Genomic DNA, 17,780 nt, shown 5'->3' on the forward strand with positions numbered 1-17,780 from the left:
TCGAAGATGCCTGAACGCCTGGAAACTGTGTTCCGCGTTCTGACACAAAGCCGCATTTTATCATGAACTGGAGGTGACGGATGCCTGAATAAGGCCGGTTTCCCGTATCGAGATCACCACCGGACTAAAGCCCGGTGGTGTGGGAAGGTATGCTATCTGACTTACATCACCTCAGGCGCACTGCCGGTAATGGCTTTCACATCCGCCAGCAGATCGCCAAACTTACCGTAGTTAACCTTAACGCCGTCGTCGAGATCAATACTGATTCTCATATCAGCATAGTGGCGTAAACGATCGTCGAAGCTGCGCAGTTCGTTGAATTTCTTGCTCAGGCTATCACGCTCACGCTTCAGTCGCGTGGCTTCACCGCCGGAGGCATCATCAACCAGTTCGTTCAGGCGGTCGATATTGGCCTGGTAACGCGCCAGCAGCGGTACCACATATTCGGTACGCATTCTCGCCAGCGTCGCATCGTTGTAGCGATGCAGATAGACCAGGCACTCAAACGCATTTGCTTTACCAGAGCTGAACAGCCAGTAGATCGGGCGTTTTTTATACATCTTCATATGATCTTTCCAGAACTGGGTGGAAAGATAGCGACGGATGGTATCCAACGCAGGTTCGCCTTTTTTGGGGCTGATCGCGTATAAACAGAGACTTTCAGCGATAAATTCGAGGTTTTCCTGTAAGTGCTCTTCACCCCAGACGGTGCGAACAAACTCTTTGACGCGAGAGGTGACGTCATCGTCAAACCACTCGTCATCCATCAGCGGCAGAATACCGTCATTGTCAGCCGGGAAGGTTTTGTAGGCACCTTCAGCGACTAGTTCGGTAAAGCCTTTGTTGCCTTCGTGGGCATAGACTAGGCCTTTTCGATTGAGGGAATAGCGTCCCATCATGCAACCGATGGAATAAGAGAGAAATTCCTTTATCGTATCTGATTGAAATAGCATGTTATTATCTTCCAATTTTTTGGAAGCATATTTATTATATGGGTTTGAAAAAAGCGTTATATCACCTAATTCAATAGTATGATTATTAAGCCCATTTCTGTAATACTCTGAAATTAAATAATTCAGCTCTGATTCATGTGTAAGACACTTTTTAGTCATTTTCATGGAATCTTCTAGGAAGGCTGAAAAAGTGCTTTTGATTGTACATTCTTTGAACTTTAATAAGCTGTTTTTTGTGAATTCCCATGATATTTCTTGGCTATCCCAATCGTTCTTTGTAATGTCAATAATCTCACGGGTTAAGTTTTTGATATTTTGATCAATAATCAGCCCCTCCGAAATCGGCAACCTAGATATTTCACCTGATTGATAGTTAACTGTTGGAGATAAAAATTCAAGGTACTCACCGCAAGTTTTAGAGTTTAAAAAAGCGAGAATGTTTTCATGAATATGAACTGGGGGAAATGCTCCGTTGCTTGCATCAGAGAATATGAATCCAGAAGGATAATAGCGGACGGAAAATTTGTCACTAGATATACGCGACCATGATAAAGATGGCTTGAAAAATTTATCTTCGTTAACTATCCTTCCACCCACTTGCTTTTCAGGGTTTTCAGAAATAAACTTCCTTATGTCTTTTCCATTGTGCTTCCAATTTATAATGTAATCTTGGTTTCCATACCATTTTCTGTTTGTTCCACCTTTTATAAATGGATACCATTGTTTTTTTGATAATAAGCTATCATTACTTGAATTACAAAATAACTCAATATTATTGTACGATACCTCATGCCAAATCCTTAGGAAACGTTCATTATCAGTGCTAGACATCCCTGATTTTGGATCAGATATGTCACGCATTTTTTTATATTTCCCAAAGCTCTCAATCATAGATTGGGTTATCCAATAGGCTATTGGGTGTGTTGGGATTTTTATGAAGTCATTTTGATTTAAATTCGTATATAAATATTTTTTTTCTTTCAGTAACGCTTCTTTTTCTACCTCATTTTTGCCATGTGTCAATCTTAAAAAACATGGAGTGTAGGATTCTGTTACGGAATTCAATAATATCCACGCTGTTGTTTGTACTACTTCTCCAGAAATTTGACCAAAGGCTCTAGCTCCAAAGTGTGCCATCGTAAGAAAAGTAGCGTTATTGAATAGCCATTTACGGAAATATTCAAAGCTTGATAAAAACATCCATGATTGCATGTTGACTTGCGCATTCAATCCGTTTTCTTTAAGTAAAGAAAATGCATGCTGCATAAACATTGCAAACAAATCGGCTTTACTATCTGGGAAATTATTTTTGGCAAACTCTTTCAATTCACCATTCATTCCCTTACTGCCCATATACGGTGGATTAGCCACCACAACATCATATCGCTGTGCAAGGACCCACGCCTGATGAATATACGGAATAAACGCTTTCGCTGCAGTCTTCTGCTGGTAATCTCCTTCATGTTTCAGGCGATACAGAGCATCAAGAAACGCCTCTAAATCAGCCTCTTCTTCCTGAGGCACCTGAATCAACGAACCCAGCGTTTTGGCATTCACAAAGCGTTTCAGCGTGCGCATCAGCAGCTGATATTCTGCGTTTTCGGTATGGGCTAAGGCGGTATTTTCGGCAAACATATCCCCCATGCTGCCGGTCTGGTTCTGCTGGTGGAAGTTTAGCTGCTGCCACAGTTTAGCAATATCCAGATGCAGACTCTCCTGCAGGGAGACAATATTCAGGCGCACGTCGCGGGTGAATATCCTTCGGTCATCCTGACGGGCCATCATTAATAATGAAAAACCAGAAAGCTGGGCTGCGCGGTTGTCGATGTCGAGACCAAAAATATTATTTTCCAGAATCAGCTGTGGAATATCGCGAGCACGGTAGCCGCGCTCTTCGTAGATATTTTTCAGCACATTATAGGCTTCAATCAAAATATGCCCGGATCCGCAGGCCGGGTCGAGCACCTTGATGCTTTCCGGTTCAATGCTGGCAGGCGTAATGGCAGCCAGCTGCGCCTGCACTTCCGGTGTCTGTTCGGCGGGCTCAATGTAGTACTCCATTTTACCTTTCAGCGGCGAGTCTGGGTAGGTCTGCAACCACTGGCGGCCGACGGAGTTCTGCACCAGATACTGTACAATCCAGTTTGGGGTAAACAGCTGGGTGGCGGCAGGAATATCTTCGCTCTGTACCACCTTGCCAATAACGGCATCTTTTTTCTCAGAGATATAGAACTGATATAGCCAGCCGATAACCTCAACGTCTTGCCAGTCTTCTTCCGGAATACCGTCCACCAGACCGCGCAGAATAGAGTCAGTACGGGTCAGGTTATCCGGCAGCAGAAGTTCAGCTTCATCATCGACTGCTTCAAACAGGAACGGCATCGCACGGTGCAGTGCGTGGCACTGGGCCAGCAGCAGTTCACGGTAGATGGCTTCGTCCTGGTCACCGGACAGCTTCATTTCGACCAGCTGCGCCTTTTTCTCTGGCAGTAAAGCTTCCGCTACTTCCGGCACGTGGTCCAGCACTTCAAAGCCGGTTGGGTTATCCGGGTGCGATAGCATATGGAAGCCGTGGTCAAGGTAGCCGTGGATTTCCATATAACGAATGGCGCATAGGCGGTTAAACCAAGTATAGGCACAGTGTTCAACCAGCACGTCAAAGCCCTGTTCCTGTGCGCGTTTAACCAGACGATCGCGGCGGACGAGGGTGGATTTGGGGTAGTCGAACTGACCATAGCGCACGGTTTCGCCGACGATCTCGGCATCCGCAATCTGCAGATTGCCTTTTTTATCAGCGGAAATCCCCAGCGTGGTTAGTTTCTGGATCACCGCATCACGGAACTGGTTACGGGCCTGTGGAGCGTATTTTTTGATGTTATTGGTATTCATAGAAAATCCTGCAAAGGGCAGCAGAGTGCTGCCCTGAAATGGGGTTACTGAAGACGAATCCGGTCACCTGACTCAATGGCTGCCAGCAGGGCAGCGCGAAGCGTATCAAGCGCTTTTTCCACCTGCTCGGCGGTTTCCAGCACTTCACCACCGGTGGCTTTTCGCATCTCGCTGGCGACATTCACCAGATGCGTTTTTTTCGGTACCGGCTGGATAACGGGCTTTTCTACCACAACATAGGTTTGTTCTGGCTCGGCAGCATTTTTTGCCTCATTCGCAGCCCGTATCTGGGCTTCCTGCTTTTTACGCAGCTCGTCGATCCACTGGTTAATCTTCTTCTCAGCATCCGTTTGCAGCGCTTTCGTCTCTTGCTGTTCCGCCAGAATTTCCGGAATCGAATGGCTGACTTCAGCGCGCTTTCTGGCTTTTTGCATCGGCAGCAGAACGCTGTTTTGCAGCTCCGATGTGGCATGCGCTTCCTGCAAGCGTTGACGACTCTCTTCGATGCGGGCGTCAATACGTTCCAGGGCGTGCTGGCGGTGCTGTTCAACTAACTGATGGTTAACGTTCTGAACCTGTTCAATCAGCGGCGTGATGCGATTGAGATGCTTGTAAGGCTCCGGCATCTGCCAGATGTTTTCCAGCTCACCTAACGCTTTTACCGCCACGGCGTCTTTTTCCAGTGCGCTGCGGTTGGATTTAAAGCTTCCGTTCAGCGCAGCTCCCAGCTTTTGCCAGGTGGAGAACTGCTTGCGGTAGAAATCGACCAAATCTTCGCGATCTTCGCTGAAATCCAGCAATTCGTTTGCCTGGGTGGTGACCTTCTCAATCAGAGCAAACTCTTCTTTTTCGCTAAGAATGGAATTCAGCAGGCGCAGACCTGACTCAATCTCATTTTTGCCTGGATTGTTTCCACCTTCCGCTTTCGCTCTGAAGACATTCAGCTCTTGCTTCCAGTAATCGAAGACCTGACGGATATGTTCAACCAGTGCCGGCTCTTCACGTTCGCTAAATGGCTGCTGGGCAATCTTCGCCATGGTTTGCGCGGCCTTGCGAATTTGTAATTCGTCGTGACGACGAATTTTGTGCAGACGCAGTTCGCTGTGGCGACGGCTGTTATTAAAGAGCTCCCACACCTGCTTACGCTCTATATTGTTATTCTGCTGGCTAAAGCTGAATTTGCCTTTGCGTGCCAGACGAGCAACCAGAAGCTTCACTTCTTCTTCTGGCCATCCATAAGGGCGGCGGGCAAAGTGGTTTAGAATATCGCGTAAATAGACCGGCTTATTGAACTCGATATTCATGCTGACCCAGGTTTCCACTTCGCGCATCGCGTCAGGATTGGATTCCTCCAGTTCGCTCAGATCCAGCTCCGTATCATTTTCCACCGTAAGTAGCGCATGGATTTCACGTGCGATATCGCCGTTGAACGGCTTCAGCATTTTTAGCTTGGCAAACGTGTTTTCAATCACATAGCGGCAGGCTTCATCCACGATGCTGGATGGCGTCGAAGATTTCTTTGGTAAGCGCTCGCCAATTGCCCAGATGTCCGCTTCTGCAATAAGCGTATCCAGCTGGACGCGGAGCAGTTTCTCGCGAACGCTATTCTCACGGGCTTTTTCTGAAAGCAGGCTGGCTTGTTCCGGGCGCTGACCGGCGTTGTCCCTGAGGAATTTTTCAGTCTGGACGACTAAATCAATGTCGGTCCAGGTACGGGCATCGGCAGGTAAACGAATTAAAATGCAGCCATCCCCCTCAGAGGTGTATGGGCGGCACGCAGCATCGTTATCATAGAAATCATAGGTCGGATCTTTGGGGGTAATAATTTTCACCACAAGATCGTTAAGCATTGCGCCGTCTAACGGGTGCCCGTTCAGGAAGCGGCTGATATCAAAGTCCTGCTTATTCGCCGGGTAGCGATACTTCCGATTTTTCAAAATGTCATCAAAGATGATCGATGCCAGTTTTTTATTGATTGCAGAGAAATCGACTTCAACGTTGCGGATTTCGTTCTCGATCTCTTTTTCTTCATTGGTCAGGAATACGTATTTATCTTCAACGCGTGCGATCAACATTAAGCGTTCGAGCGTATTCAGGCTTTTTTCAACACGACGGCGTAGCTCAACTTTATCAGTATCGATTTTATCGATAGAAAGGGTGACCAGGTTATCGGGTGTGCTTTTCAGCAAATCGACATAGCGGATCAGGAACAGCGTTTTCAGTAAGTTACCATCGAACTCGTCCAGGATACCGTTCTGACAGGCCTGGGTAATGGTGCGACTCACTGCCGGTTCCAAGAAACTTTCAATTGCCGCATAGAAACGCCAGAAGGGAACCAGAGAATCTAACCCTTGTGGAGCGATTTGCTTAGCCGCAGTCTGGAAGGCTTCCAGCTGTGAACGTTCGCCCATGGCTAACTGTTTACCAGCGGCACCTTTGGTGCGAATAGATTCAAAGACTTTCTGCAAAATCTGATAGTGCCACGGAACAAACGGGTAGTTATCAATAAATTCTTCTTCACTGGTGTAGGTGCGTAAAGAAGCCGTTGTGGTGGGATCAAAGGCCAGCTGGTTACGCAGAATGTCGCCTTTTTCCTGCCAGACTTTAGCCAGAGCTGGTTTTGCGGCATCGGTTTTCACCAGCAAACGTTTTTGGATAACTTCGGATGTGTTGGAGCTTGAAAGCTGCAAACGGGTAGAGAAACGACCTACGATTTTAGAGAAGTCTTGCCCGTCGCGGCTGCTCATCCCACCGATGGCAGCATCGATATCCGCTTGTGAAGTGACAATAACCCATGCGCGCCCACCGCAGATTACACCGAGATTTTCAGTGATAGTTTGCAGCTTCAGCATCATCTGCGTATTTTTACCGATGAACTGGCCGACTTCATCCACCATGAAGAGGATGTTTTTGCCGTTTTCATCCAGCCACTCTTTAACCCACTGGCAAAAATTATTGATATCTAATGGGAAGTTCTTATCCAACTGTTCCACCCATTGACGCGAGGCATCAACGCTTTGACCTGTGGCCTGGCTTAGGGCTTCTGCCATTTCATCGCTGATGAAATAGTAGGAATCGCGCTCTTTTTCCCAGCTTGAACCAGTGATAGTGGAGAATGCGGTCTTAAATGCGTCGTATTGGCCGCGTTTAGCCAGCTCACGCTCCAGATGGGCGATGTGCGGAAAATCAGCGCAGTAGCCAACCCGTTCGTTAAACACCTTCAGGAAGACTTTAAGGATGGCGTCTTCTTTGTCATCGACGTTAGCACGAGAATCAATATTGAACAGAATCACTTCCGTCGGATGATGGACCGCTTTGTTGATATCAGCGAGGAACAGAGCATCTTTGATTTTTTCTTCAAAGAAGGAGTATGCATTACGTTCTGTACCGTTATGGCTGACTTTGCGGTTAGACAATAGATACGACAGAATCTTGATAAAGTGTGATTTACCTGAGCCAAAGAACCCTGAAACCCATACGCCAATTTTGTTTTCCATGCGTATGCGCTCCGGACCGGTTGCCGGAACATAAGATTCGAAGAAATGGCGAAGATGTCCTTCCAGTTCCCGGGTGATGACGTATTCATCAAGCTCAATCCAGGCACTGGCATCGTCCGTCTGTTCGGCTTTCACAACGCCATTAATATTTCGGTCCAGACGTTTCTCAAAGATCTGTTCAATATTCATTGCTGTGCTCTTTAACGAGGATTCAATGTCGCCGCAGGCCCGCTTTCGGGTACCAGCCTGAAGGCGCGATAATAATTTCGGGAATCAATACCCGCCAGGGGGGAGAGATCGTGTCCGCTATAGGTTCCCGGATAAAACATCAACAGAGGGGTAAAACCCATTACGTCCTGCAAGGCGCTCATCAGCTCATGGCCACGAACCAGCGGCCAGGCATTACCCATGCCTGTCAGGATGACAAATTCTTGATTCTGAAGATCGACTTTTTTTGCTATGTAATCCGCGATCTTTTTCTGATTCAATAAGCCAACGAGTTGTTTTTTCAGCGCTTCGGTACCGACTTTCACTTCCTGCTGACAGACGCGCTCAAATAACCCACGTTCGGTGAGCATGTCGATAATGATCTGAAAGATGTTGAGGTGCGTGAACTTGTGGTCCTTTTCCAGATTACGGAAAAGATACTTCAGGTGTTCACGTACCTGTAGCTCATTCTGAGCAGGATAATCAAAAATCCAGAACCCAATCTCATTACCTGAGCCGTTGTTTTTGAGAAAGCGCTCTTCGCTAATGCGGCTCTGAACCTGTGACAGGCGGTATTCAAGCACGGGATCGATCACCGTTGCCCCTCCAGAATAGAAACCAATTCTTGTTGCCCGAGGCGCTGCAAGGTTGCCTGGGTTTCTGGTAAAAGAAAGACTGACTGGAGATTACGTCGGCGTGGCGTATCCAGATAACCCGCCTCAGCCAGTGCTTTAATCAGGTTGTTACCCATTTTTTTGATGGATGAATCTGAGTAACTAGTGAGTACGGGCTGCTGACGAAGATGGCTGGTCACGAACTCATCCCAGCTATCTATAGGGAGCTTTTCTTTAAATTGTCGGCGCAGATCGTTTACCACTTCAGCCAGGAAGTCTTTAACAACCGGTGAATGGAGTACCAGAGCGACAAATAGCAATTGCTGACGCTCGCGCTCGCTCCCTTCCGCAATAAGTGACCACGCGGCTTTATCAAGCGTATTCAGGCGTAGTTTTATCGTTGTGGCATAGCGCTTTGCAGTATTGGCAGAGGAAGCCTGGAGAATGTTATGACCCACGATCTGCTCTTGCCAGGTCTGTTCATCGGGAGCGGTAAGCATGAGCTCAGCGATGATTCGACTTTCCCTGCTCATCAGCGGCCCGCCTAGCAGGTCTCCAATCCATGCCTTGTCGTTTTTCATCGTCATATCTACCCTCTGAAGACTGCTATGCAGCTCGCAAAAAAACAAACAATGATTGTAATGGGGGAAGGGGCCGGATGCCATGAGAAAAGGCAATTTGTGAGATAGTAAAGAGCAGAAAGTGGGGGAAGGGCTACTTTCTTTGTAATTTGAATAATAAATGCTCATTTCTCCCCTCCTTTGCTACGAGTCCCAGTTATACATTATTTCAACGTATCGTATGCACGGGGAGTCATTCTTACCTTTAAACAATACTTTTTATGTGGTATTAATTTGTGCCTATTTCTCTTTTTTTTCATGGAGTTGAATTTTGTCTGATATTGCAGTAACCGCAGCCAGTCAAGGAATTGACTGGTTTAAATACATCTCTCCTGTCGCCAGTGTTATTGTATCTACTGGCATCACTTACTGGTTTTTTGTGGCTCGTAAAAAAGATGAAAATCTCAGCTACCTCAATAAAGAAATCAGTGACATTCTTAAAATATCTATGGCGTATCCTCACTGCGAATACAAAGAGTTTTGTGATTCATGGGATCCGGTCAAAGCTAAAGATGGCTCACCGGAAGCGGTTAAATACCTTCAGTATAATATTTATACAACTCTTGTTTTTAATTACGCCAGTAGTCTTTGTTCACATTTTAAATATAATGAAGATAAGTTTTTGCAACATACCGACATTAAATCATGGATTCGTCTTCACAAAAAAGCTTGGAAACAACCTTTGAATGATGAAAACGAAAATATTGATACCTACGAAAGAGAATTCATTGAAATTGTTAACAGATATATAGGGTAAGAGTTATGAAACGAAAGGCGATTATTATTGCAAATGTTGCTAGTGATTTACCCGGTACACAAGTAGATATTGCAAATATCCGTAATTTTCTAAAAAGTCTACAAGGAGGGGCATGGTATGAACATGAAATATGTATTCTTGAGAACCCTTCCAGAGCTAGCTTGATAACTGAACTGAACGATGTTAAAAAAACTGTAGATTTTTCTATAGTATTCTTCACTGGTCATGGAGATCGCGATGAAACACAGACGCGGTTTAATCTTAATGATAGTGGGCAACTTATGTTTGAAAATGACCTCAAAGGATTAAGTCCTCGACAAATAAATGTTTTTGACTGTTGTAGAGTATTAGCATCTGGCCATGTCGCCAACGACATGATGCTTGAAGCAGCAATGGAGAGCTATAGTTCTCGTCCTGAATTTCTTACGGAAAGTCAGGCAAGGATGCTGTATCAGCGTCGAATAGAAAATACGCCCCCTCAGACCGTGACGCTTTATTCCTGTTCCGAAGATGAGTATTCTCTCGATACTGAGAATGGTGGCCTCTTTATTTCGTCACTTCTTAAACAGGCGGAGAAGTTTTCTAACAGTTCGCAGTCTTACAGAACTGCTTTGAGTTGTATTGGCGACATTCGGGATGCGGTCCGGCAGAAATCTGCACGAGTAGAGAATAATGCACAAAATCCTGCTTGGGTAGCTCCGCGGTTATTACCAGAAAATCAGTTAATACTTAGTCTCAACCCTTATTTGCATGCGCACTTATAAATATATATACAATGCTAATTAGATAACATCATAGGACTTCGTTACTGGCCAAGGCGAAGTCCATTCGCCTCGTGCTATACTTCCTGTTAGAAAGTATTATATTGATGATAAGAACGCAGGTATTACAACGCTCAGAATATAAGCTAACTGAACATTATTCGATTATAGTGAAGGGTTCTCCACTCTCATACAGCACTTTAGCCATCTCGTGGTTTTGGTCTGGAAGCTTTCGAAAAATCTCGCTGCGACTGGCTAAATGCCGGCAGAGGCCTTACCCTCGAATGCGTTTCGGACTTGGAAAATAATCACGCAACTTTGCGATCTTCCACCCAGTATTCAATTTTATGTCCCATTCTGGGGGCAAACCTCCAAAACAAATCCTCACAATCCATTAATTTTCAATAAATTAAACGAAAAGGCGAGTCCGGCCTTCGCACTCATCCTCTAAACACCTCCCTCCAATGCCACTCCACAAACCCCTCCCTTGGATAATTCCCTTTGACCATCGGCAAAGCAATCTGCTTCCCTGCAAAATCCCAGAAAAGCCGCCCAACAATTCCGCCCCCATTCACCGCCTCAGACACCAGTACCCGCATACTGTCATCCAGCCCAATCGATCCCTTATCAAACTCCTTATGATGGATTGCGCACAGCGCCAGTCCGTTCGGGACCTCACACGGCCCGCCAAACTGCTTCCATTTAATATGCGCAGCTTCAAGTCCAACAGAGGCGTTATTATGTCGCATGTTAAACCCGCAAATAGCACACTCTTAGTTATAAGCTCGCAGCACCTGCTGACGGAACAGCGGATCGCGAACCTTACGGATCTGCTGAATATCAAAGCCCATCTCATCCGCAATTTCCTCCTGAATACTTGCCGGAAAATGCGATTCAAGGATCTGTTGCGCCAGCGAGCCGATCAGCTTCTTGTTCTTACTCAGTAGAGCAAAGTGTTCTTCATCAAACCCGTCTGCGACGTTATGCTCCACAAGTTCTTTTACTGGTGGCTGTTTGCTACCCGTGGTCGAACAGAACTCAGTATTCTTTAAATCCCAAAAACCATCCCCTTTGAGCCGCCAGAAAGGCATATTCGGGTAATGCGCCTTCCGCTGTGGGCCAAAGCGTTCTAACAGGCTAAGCAGCTGCTCGTGGACCTCAGTTCCGTAATCAAACAGTCGCGCATGCCCCTGCTGATACTTCGCCAGCACGTACAGAAGCAATAAAGGCTTATGCGGCGCACGCTGTTCTCCTTTGCGCCAGATGGTGATGTCGGCAATTGCCTGTTCGAGAGTTTTGCTGGAAGCCATCGCGTTACGCAAGAAGGTAAATAATTGCGATGATGCTCGCAAAACTCAGGACAGGCAACCCACAATCAACAAAAATATGACCTTACCGCACACAACCTTATTTCCTGAACCCCCCTCGCAAATTCTAAATTTACCCCATACCAAACCGCTGTATTTATATTCAGCCCTGTATAATAAGCATCAGAAAATACGCCGAACGGCAAAGGAAGTATCAAAGAGAATTTAACCGAGAATTCGCGATATGAAGGTGCTGCAACACCCCCATACCGCTAACCACAAACAACTATAACGGAGTTGAAAATGGCTGCGACGAATTTTAAGCCAGAGTTTACTGTTTGCAAAACAGAATCAGACGCTTTCACCGGCATGATTGAAAACCGCGAGCTGGTACGCAAAAACAGCGCCCGCCGTCTGCACGGCAACCCGCCCAACGCGGCGCCCGTCCACCCTCGCGCGGAAACGCCGCAGGAAAGTGCCGCCTGCTGCGAACTCTATGCTCGCATAGACATGAAATACCTTCTTCTGGGTGGCGACTGGTTAAAACGCGCGGGTTTCATAAACGGCATGCCCGTAAAAATCCGCGCCATGAAAGACTGTATTGTGATTACGCCACAACATACAAGAGAATTATGGGGATGCCTGGAAGGTATGAGCGTAGTGAATATAAATAAACAGAAAGTCGCGCAGTGGTTAAAAACGTTTCCGGGTGCGTTAAATGACACCGGTGATATTCCGGTGATTAAGCGTAACGCCTGATAAATATCCCGGCCTTGCGCCGGGATTATTATTTAAGCTGTGTTTTAAAACACCGGCACCCCCAGCCCAACCTTCACCTCCCTCAACGTCCCTTGCGTCACCCCCTGCGCCCGTTCGGTCCCGCGCTTCAGCATCGCCATCAGCTCGCCCCTGTCACGCATATACATCGCCCTCCGCTCCCGCATCGGCGCAATCAGCTCCTGCAGGCACGCCTCCAGCTCGTTCTTACAAACCCGGTCCCCAAGCCCACCCGCCTGATAGTGCGCCTTCATCGCCGCCACTTTCTCCTTGTCCGGATGAAACGCATCGAGATACGTAAACACCACGTTCCCCTCAATCTGCCCCGGGTCGCTCACCTTCAGGTGGTTCGGGTCGGTGTACATGGCGCTTACCGCGCGATGGATGGTCTCTTCGCTGGCCGAAAGGTGCAGCGTGTTGCCGAGCGATTTCGACATCTTGGCGCTGCCGTCGATGCCGGGCAGGCGGCTGGTGTCGCTCAGCATCGCCTTGCAGTGGCGCAGCACCGGGGCGGGCAGCAGGCTATTCATCTTGTGCACAATCTCGTTGGTCTGCTCAATCATCGGCAGTTGGTCGTCGCCGACGGGCACGCACTCGGCCTTAAACGCGGTGATGTCCGCCGCCTGGCTGATGGGGTAGGCCATAAACCCGACCGGCAGCGAGCGGGCGAAGCCCTTCTGTGCAATCTCGTTTTTCACCGTCGGGTTACGCTCCACGCGGGCGACGGTGACGATGTTCATATACAGCATCGTCAGCTCGGCGAGAGCGGGCAGGGCGGACTGCAGGCAGATCGTGGTCAGGTTCGGGTCGATGCCGGCGGCGAGGTAGTCGGCCAGCACTTCGGGAATGTTGTCGCGGATCTTTTGCGGGTTGCTGCCGTTGTCGGTCAGCCCCTGCAGGTCGGCAATCAGCACAAACTGGTTGTGCGTCTGCTGGAGCGCCACGCGCTGGCGCAGCGATCCGACGAAGTGGCCGAGGTGCAGCGGGCCGGTTGGGCGGTCGCCGGTGAGGATAGTTGGTGCGTTCATAAAGACTCCTTAATATGCAGTTGCCGAAAGGGGTCTTAGATGTGAGAAAGCCGCCTTTCGGCGGCTATCTGAAAATGGGGAAAACTACTCCGTGCCGCCTTTAAGAAGGCAGCCACCAGCGGTTTACGGTGAGCATGGCGTGGTTTATGTTCATCTCTTCAACGTACCATGTCCGGCGCGAAAAACAAAAGGGCACGTCATGCTGCAATCACTCAACCATCTGACCCTCGCGGTCAGCGACCTGCAAAAAAGCATCAGCTTCTGGCACGGGCTGCTGGGCCTGACGCTGCACGCCCGCTGGAATACCGGGGCCTATCTCACCTGCGGCGATCTGTGGGTCTGCCTGTCGTTCGACGAGGCGCGCCGGTACGTGCCGCCGCAGGAGAGCGACTATACCCACTACGCGTTTACCGTGGCGGAAGCGGATTTTCAACCGTTCTCGCAGAGGCTTGAGCAGGCGGGCGTCACCGTCTGGAAGCAGAACAAAAGCGAGGGGGCGTCGTTCTACTTTCTCGACCCGGACGGCCACAAGCTGGAGCTGCACGTGGGCAGCCTCGCCGCGCGGCTGGCGGCGTGTCGCGAGAAGCCCTATGCGGGTATGGTGTTTACCTCAGACGAGGCTTGAGGCGCGCACCTTCAGCCTGCCCGCCAGCGTCACGTGCGTGGCGGCATCTTCCTGATTGCACAGGTACTCCACCGCCAGCCGTCCCAGCTCGCTGTAAGGCAGCTGGATACTGGTCAGCGGCGGGGTGAGCTGCTCGGAGATCTTCTGGTCGTCGTAGCCCGCCAGCAGCATGTCCTGCGGGATGCGCACGCCGTTCACCGCCAGCGCCTGATAGCAGCCAATCGCCAGCCAGTCGCTGGCGCAGAAGATGGCGTCCGGGCGCTCGGCCAGTTCCAGCAGAGAGGTCGTCGCGGTAAAGGACTCGCTGAACTGCCAGTTGGTCTGGCGCACCAGGCCGTCGTCGCACGCGAGTCCGGCCTGCTGTAATGCCGCCTGGTAGCCCGCCAGACGCTGGCGCGAGGCCTCCATCCAGCTCTCCCCGGTGATGTGGGCGATGCGCGTGGCCCCGCAGGCGATGAGGTGTTTAGTGACCTGGAAGGCGTTGGCGTAGTCGTCCGGGATAAACGACGGCAACAGCGGCGAGCCGGGGTCGCGCTGGTTGAGCAGCACCAGCGGGATGCGGGTGCAGTCCTGGAATGCCGTCATGTCCACCAGCGTGGTGACCGGTGAGGCGAGGACAATCCCGATGCAGTTGCGCTTCTCCAGCTGGCGGATGATGTTCAGCGCCAGCTCGATGTCGTCGCCGTAGTCGTAGACGGTGAGCAGGGTCTCGTTGCGCCACGCCGCTTCCCGCGCCTGGCTGATGGCGTCGATAAACGGGTCAAAGCTCTGCATGGAGCTCACCAGCAGGGCGATCTCTTCCTGGTTGCGCGGGGCGTGTACGGCGGGGAGGCGGTCGTAGCCGAGCTCGGTAGCCACACTAATCACCCTATGACGGGTATCGTCGCTGAGCTTGATGTTGCGGGACTGGTTGAGCACCAGCGATACCGTCGCCTGCGACACCCCGGCCGCCCGCGCAATATCGTTCATCGTCACTTTCGTTTTTCGCTTCATCCGTCCTCTCCCTTTCGCGACTTCGCATCATACCCTAACCGCACGCTTACGCGCCGTCGATCACGTTTCTCATTCATCGAAGCGCGAACTTTGTGAGGGGCATCGCTTTTCTTCGTGCGAGAAATTGCGCATTTATCCCACAACTAATATTTATTAGCTAAATATTATCAGTAAGAGGACGCGTAATGAAAGAGCAGTGGAGCAGGGAGCAGGCACAGGCGTGGTATGAGCAAAAAGGCTGGCTGTGCGGGTTTAACTACCTGCCGTCGACGGCGGTGAACTGGACCGATATCTGGCAGGCAGAGACCTTCGATGCCGAAACCATCGAGCGCGAGCTGGGCTGGGCGGCGGACGCGGGCTACAACACCCTGCGCATCAACCTGCCGTTTATCGTGTGGGAGCACGACCGCGACGGGCTGATGGCGCGCATCGACCGCTTTTTGACGATTGCCGACGGCCGCGGCTTCAGCATCATGCTGACCCTGATGGACGACTGCGGCTTCTCCGGCGACGAGCCGTACCTCGGCCCGCAAAAGCCCCCGGTGCCGGGCAAGCACAACAGCCAGGCGGCGGCGAGCCCGGGGCGCGACAAGGTGTGCGATCCCGACTGCTGGCCCCAGATTGAGCGTTATATCCGCGACGTTGTCCGCCAGTTCCGCGACGATAAGCGCGTGCTGCTGTGGGATCTGTATAACGAGCCGGGCAACCGCGGCATTTTCGCGACGGGCACGCAGGAGGTGCAGTACGACGCGAAGCTGGAGACCTGCGCGCACGAGTTGATGAAGCTGGCGTTCCAGTGGGTGCGTGAAGAAGACCCAACCCAGCCGCTCACCGTCTGCGCGTGGCGTCTGCCGCCGGAAGAGGAGGGCGAGACGTTCTTCCAGCATCCGCTGGACCAGACCGCACTGGCGCTCTCGGACGTGGTGAGCTTCCACGCCTACACCCACACGGGGCGCATGACGGCGATTATCCAGCAGCTGCAGGCGCTCGGTCGCCCGCTGTTCTGTACCGAATGGCTGGCACGCCACGTGGGCAGCACCATCGAAGAGCAGCTTCCGCTGATGTACGCGGCGAAGGTCGCGCCGTATCAGTGGGGGCTGGTGCGCGGCAAAACCCAGACGTGGCTGCCGTGGCCGGTGGTGATGAAGGAGTCCACGGACTACTGCCGCCTCTGGTTCCACGACGTGTTCGAGGAGAACGGCATTCCGTTCTCGCGACGTGAAATCTCATTAATGCAGCAGCTGCGCAAGATCGCCCCGAAAGTTCAGGGCTAATAATATCGACCCGGCGGCCGACCGCCGGGCAACCAGGCAGGCATATAACAATGGCAATGACAATGAAAATACCGTCTCGCGAGCTGTGGTCTTATTTTGGTTATGGTTTAGGTCAGTGTTTTAGCTTTGGTTTAGTGGGTTCGTTTATTAACTATTTTTACACCGACGTGCTGGGGATCTCGGCGCTGGCGGCCAGTACCATCTTCCTGATTGCCCGCGCGTGGGACGCGGTTCACGATCCGCTGTTTGCCAGCATTATGGACACCATTAACAGCCGGTTTGGCAAGTTTCGCCACTTTTTGCTGATCGCCCCGCTGCTGATCACCGGCGTCACGCTGCTGTCGTTCTATAAAATCGAAGCGGACATGACCACCAAAATCCTCTACGCCGGGGTGACCTACATCCTGTGGGGGACGCTGTACGCCATCTCCGATATCCCGTTCTGGTCGATGTCGTCGGTGATGACCAACGACTCCGGGCAGCGCACCCGCGCGGTGACGGCGGCGATGCTCGGGGTGAACGCCGGGATTGCCTGCGCCAACATCTTCTTCCCGAAGCTGGCGGCGTTCTTCGCCCAGTACAGCAATGACAAAGGCTACTTTATGGCTGCGCTGGTGATGATGCTGGTGGGCCTGCCGCTGATGCTTAACGGCTTTATGCAGATCAAAGAGCGCGTGCCGCCGAGCCCGGAGAAGGTGACCATCCGCGACACCTTCCACAACCTGCGCCAGAACAAGCCGCTGTTTATCGTCCTGCTGTCGTTCTTCTTCTGCGTGTTCCACAACGTGGCGGGCGGTCTGTACATCTACTTCTTTATCAACAATCTGGGCGACGGCAGCCTGCAGATGGCGATTGGCGTGATGGGGATTGTGGCGGCGGTGCTGTGCCTGGTCGCCCCGATGCTGACGCGCCGGATGCAGAAGCGGAAGCTGTTTATGATCCTCTGCGGGCTGGACGTGGCGGTGCGCGTGGTGATGTGGTTTGTCGGCTATCAGCAGGTGACGATGCTGTTCATTCTCCTAGGCCTGAGCACGCTGTTCGTGATGATGACCAACATCCTCACCTCGTCGATGATTGCCGACACCATCGAGTACGCGGAGTACCATACCCACAAGCGCTGCGCGGCGATCACCTTCTCCGGGCAGACCTTTACCGGCAAGATGTCGGTGGCGGTGGGCGGCGGGTTAATCGGCGTGTTTCTGACGATGATCGGCTACGTGCCGCAGGCGCAAATCCAGAGCCAAGGCGTGCTGTCGGGGCTGTTCTTCGGGATTTGTCTGCTGCCGGCAATAGGGTCGCTGATCCGCATGGGCTTTATGTCGCGCTTTACCTTTACCGAGGAGAAGCACGCGGAGATTTGTCGGCTGCTGGCGGAGCGTAACGCGTCTGCGAAAGCGCCGGGTGGCGGCTGCGCCTTACCCGGCCTACAGGATCAGCCCTTGTAGGCCTGATAAGCGAAGCGCCATCAGGCTTCGCGT

General features: G+C 50.9%; 12 protein-coding genes and 1 pseudogene. 6 read left to right on the forward strand and 7 right to left on the reverse strand.

What is annotated here, in order from left to right:
- Positions 1-161: 161 nt before the first annotated feature.
- The 4 genes from pglX to HMPREF3143_RS18485 are packed head-to-tail and all read right to left on the reverse strand — an operon-like array spanning position 162 to position 8,741.
- Positions 162-3,842 (reverse strand): BREX-1 system adenine-specific DNA-methyltransferase PglX, encoded by a 3,681-nt coding sequence (gene pglX, locus HMPREF3143_RS18470; protein WP_070534013.1) that lies wholly within the window; start codon positions 3,840-3,842, stop codon positions 162-164.
- A 44-nt stretch (positions 3,843-3,886) separates the two neighbouring features.
- Positions 3,887-7,528, reverse strand: coding sequence for a BREX system P-loop protein BrxC (gene brxC, locus HMPREF3143_RS18475; RefSeq protein WP_070534016.1), 3,642 nt, complete (start codon positions 7,526-7,528; stop codon positions 3,887-3,889).
- An 11-nt stretch (positions 7,529-7,539) separates the two neighbouring features.
- The gene (locus HMPREF3143_RS18480) at positions 7,540-8,142 is read right to left on the reverse strand and encodes a BREX-1 system protein BrxB (RefSeq protein ID WP_044865654.1); all 603 of its coding nucleotides are present in this window, start codon (positions 8,140-8,142) and stop codon (positions 7,540-7,542) included.
- Positions 8,139-8,741 (reverse strand): BREX-1 system protein BrxA, encoded by a 603-nt coding sequence (locus HMPREF3143_RS18485; RefSeq protein ID WP_102135186.1) that lies wholly within the window; start codon positions 8,739-8,741, stop codon positions 8,139-8,141. Before HMPREF3143_RS18485 ends, HMPREF3143_RS18480 begins: the two co-directional genes overlap by 4 nt.
- A gap of 310 nt (positions 8,742-9,051) precedes the next feature.
- Here HMPREF3143_RS18485 and HMPREF3143_RS18490 point away from each other — a divergent pair, with 310 nt between their 5' ends.
- On the forward strand, positions 9,052-9,537 hold the full coding sequence (locus HMPREF3143_RS18490) for a hypothetical protein (protein WP_070534019.1): 486 nt from the start codon (positions 9,052-9,054) through the stop codon (positions 9,535-9,537).
- A 5-nt stretch (positions 9,538-9,542) separates the two neighbouring features.
- On the forward strand, positions 9,543-10,301 hold the full coding sequence (locus HMPREF3143_RS25145; protein WP_084832200.1) for a caspase family protein: 759 nt from the start codon (positions 9,543-9,545) through the stop codon (positions 10,299-10,301).
- Positions 10,302-10,738: 437 nt separating this feature from the next.
- Here HMPREF3143_RS25145 and HMPREF3143_RS18495 read toward each other — a convergent pair.
- Positions 10,739-11,608: pseudogene (locus HMPREF3143_RS18495) on the reverse strand (phosphorothioated DNA-binding restriction endonuclease).
- A 300-nt stretch (positions 11,609-11,908) separates the two neighbouring features.
- On the opposite strand from HMPREF3143_RS18495, the gene HMPREF3143_RS25150 reads away from it, so the two are divergent.
- Positions 11,909-12,364, forward strand: a complete 456-nt coding sequence (locus HMPREF3143_RS25150; RefSeq protein WP_075287554.1) for a SymE family type I addiction module toxin — start codon at positions 11,909-11,911, stop codon at positions 12,362-12,364.
- Between the two features lie 44 nt (positions 12,365-12,408).
- On the opposite strand, the gene trpS is transcribed toward HMPREF3143_RS25150, so the two are convergent.
- Entirely contained in the window at positions 12,409-13,410 is a 1,002-nt protein-coding gene (trpS, locus tag HMPREF3143_RS18505) for a tryptophan--tRNA ligase (RefSeq protein WP_059365219.1), read from the reverse strand.
- 199 nt (positions 13,411-13,609) lie between these two features.
- Between trpS and fosA the strand changes: the two genes are divergently transcribed.
- A complete protein-coding gene (gene fosA, locus HMPREF3143_RS18510; RefSeq protein WP_070534021.1) occupies positions 13,610-14,035 on the forward strand; it encodes a FosA/FosA2 family fosfomycin resistance glutathione transferase in 426 nt (141 codons plus the stop codon).
- Here the strand turns inward: fosA and HMPREF3143_RS18515 are convergent.
- The gene (locus HMPREF3143_RS18515) at positions 14,021-15,028 is read right to left on the reverse strand and encodes a LacI family DNA-binding transcriptional regulator (RefSeq protein ID WP_070534024.1); all 1,008 of its coding nucleotides are present in this window, start codon (positions 15,026-15,028) and stop codon (positions 14,021-14,023) included. The two genes, fosA and HMPREF3143_RS18515, sit on opposite strands and share 15 nt — an antisense overlap.
- A 185-nt stretch (positions 15,029-15,213) precedes the next feature.
- On the opposite strand from HMPREF3143_RS18515, the gene HMPREF3143_RS18520 reads away from it, so the two are divergent.
- Positions 15,214-16,302, forward strand: a complete 1,089-nt coding sequence (locus HMPREF3143_RS18520) for a cellulase family glycosylhydrolase (protein WP_070534027.1) — start codon at positions 15,214-15,216, stop codon at positions 16,300-16,302.
- 50 nt (positions 16,303-16,352) lie between these two features.
- A complete protein-coding gene (locus HMPREF3143_RS18525; RefSeq protein WP_045409318.1) occupies positions 16,353-17,747 on the forward strand; it encodes an MFS transporter in 1,395 nt (464 codons plus the stop codon).
- The last annotated feature ends 33 nt before the right edge of the window (positions 17,748-17,780 follow it).

Source organism: Enterobacter sp. HMSC16D10, from assembly GCF_001807145.1.
GTDB classification, from domain to species: Bacteria; Pseudomonadota; Gammaproteobacteria; order Enterobacterales; family Enterobacteriaceae; genus Enterobacter; species Enterobacter roggenkampii.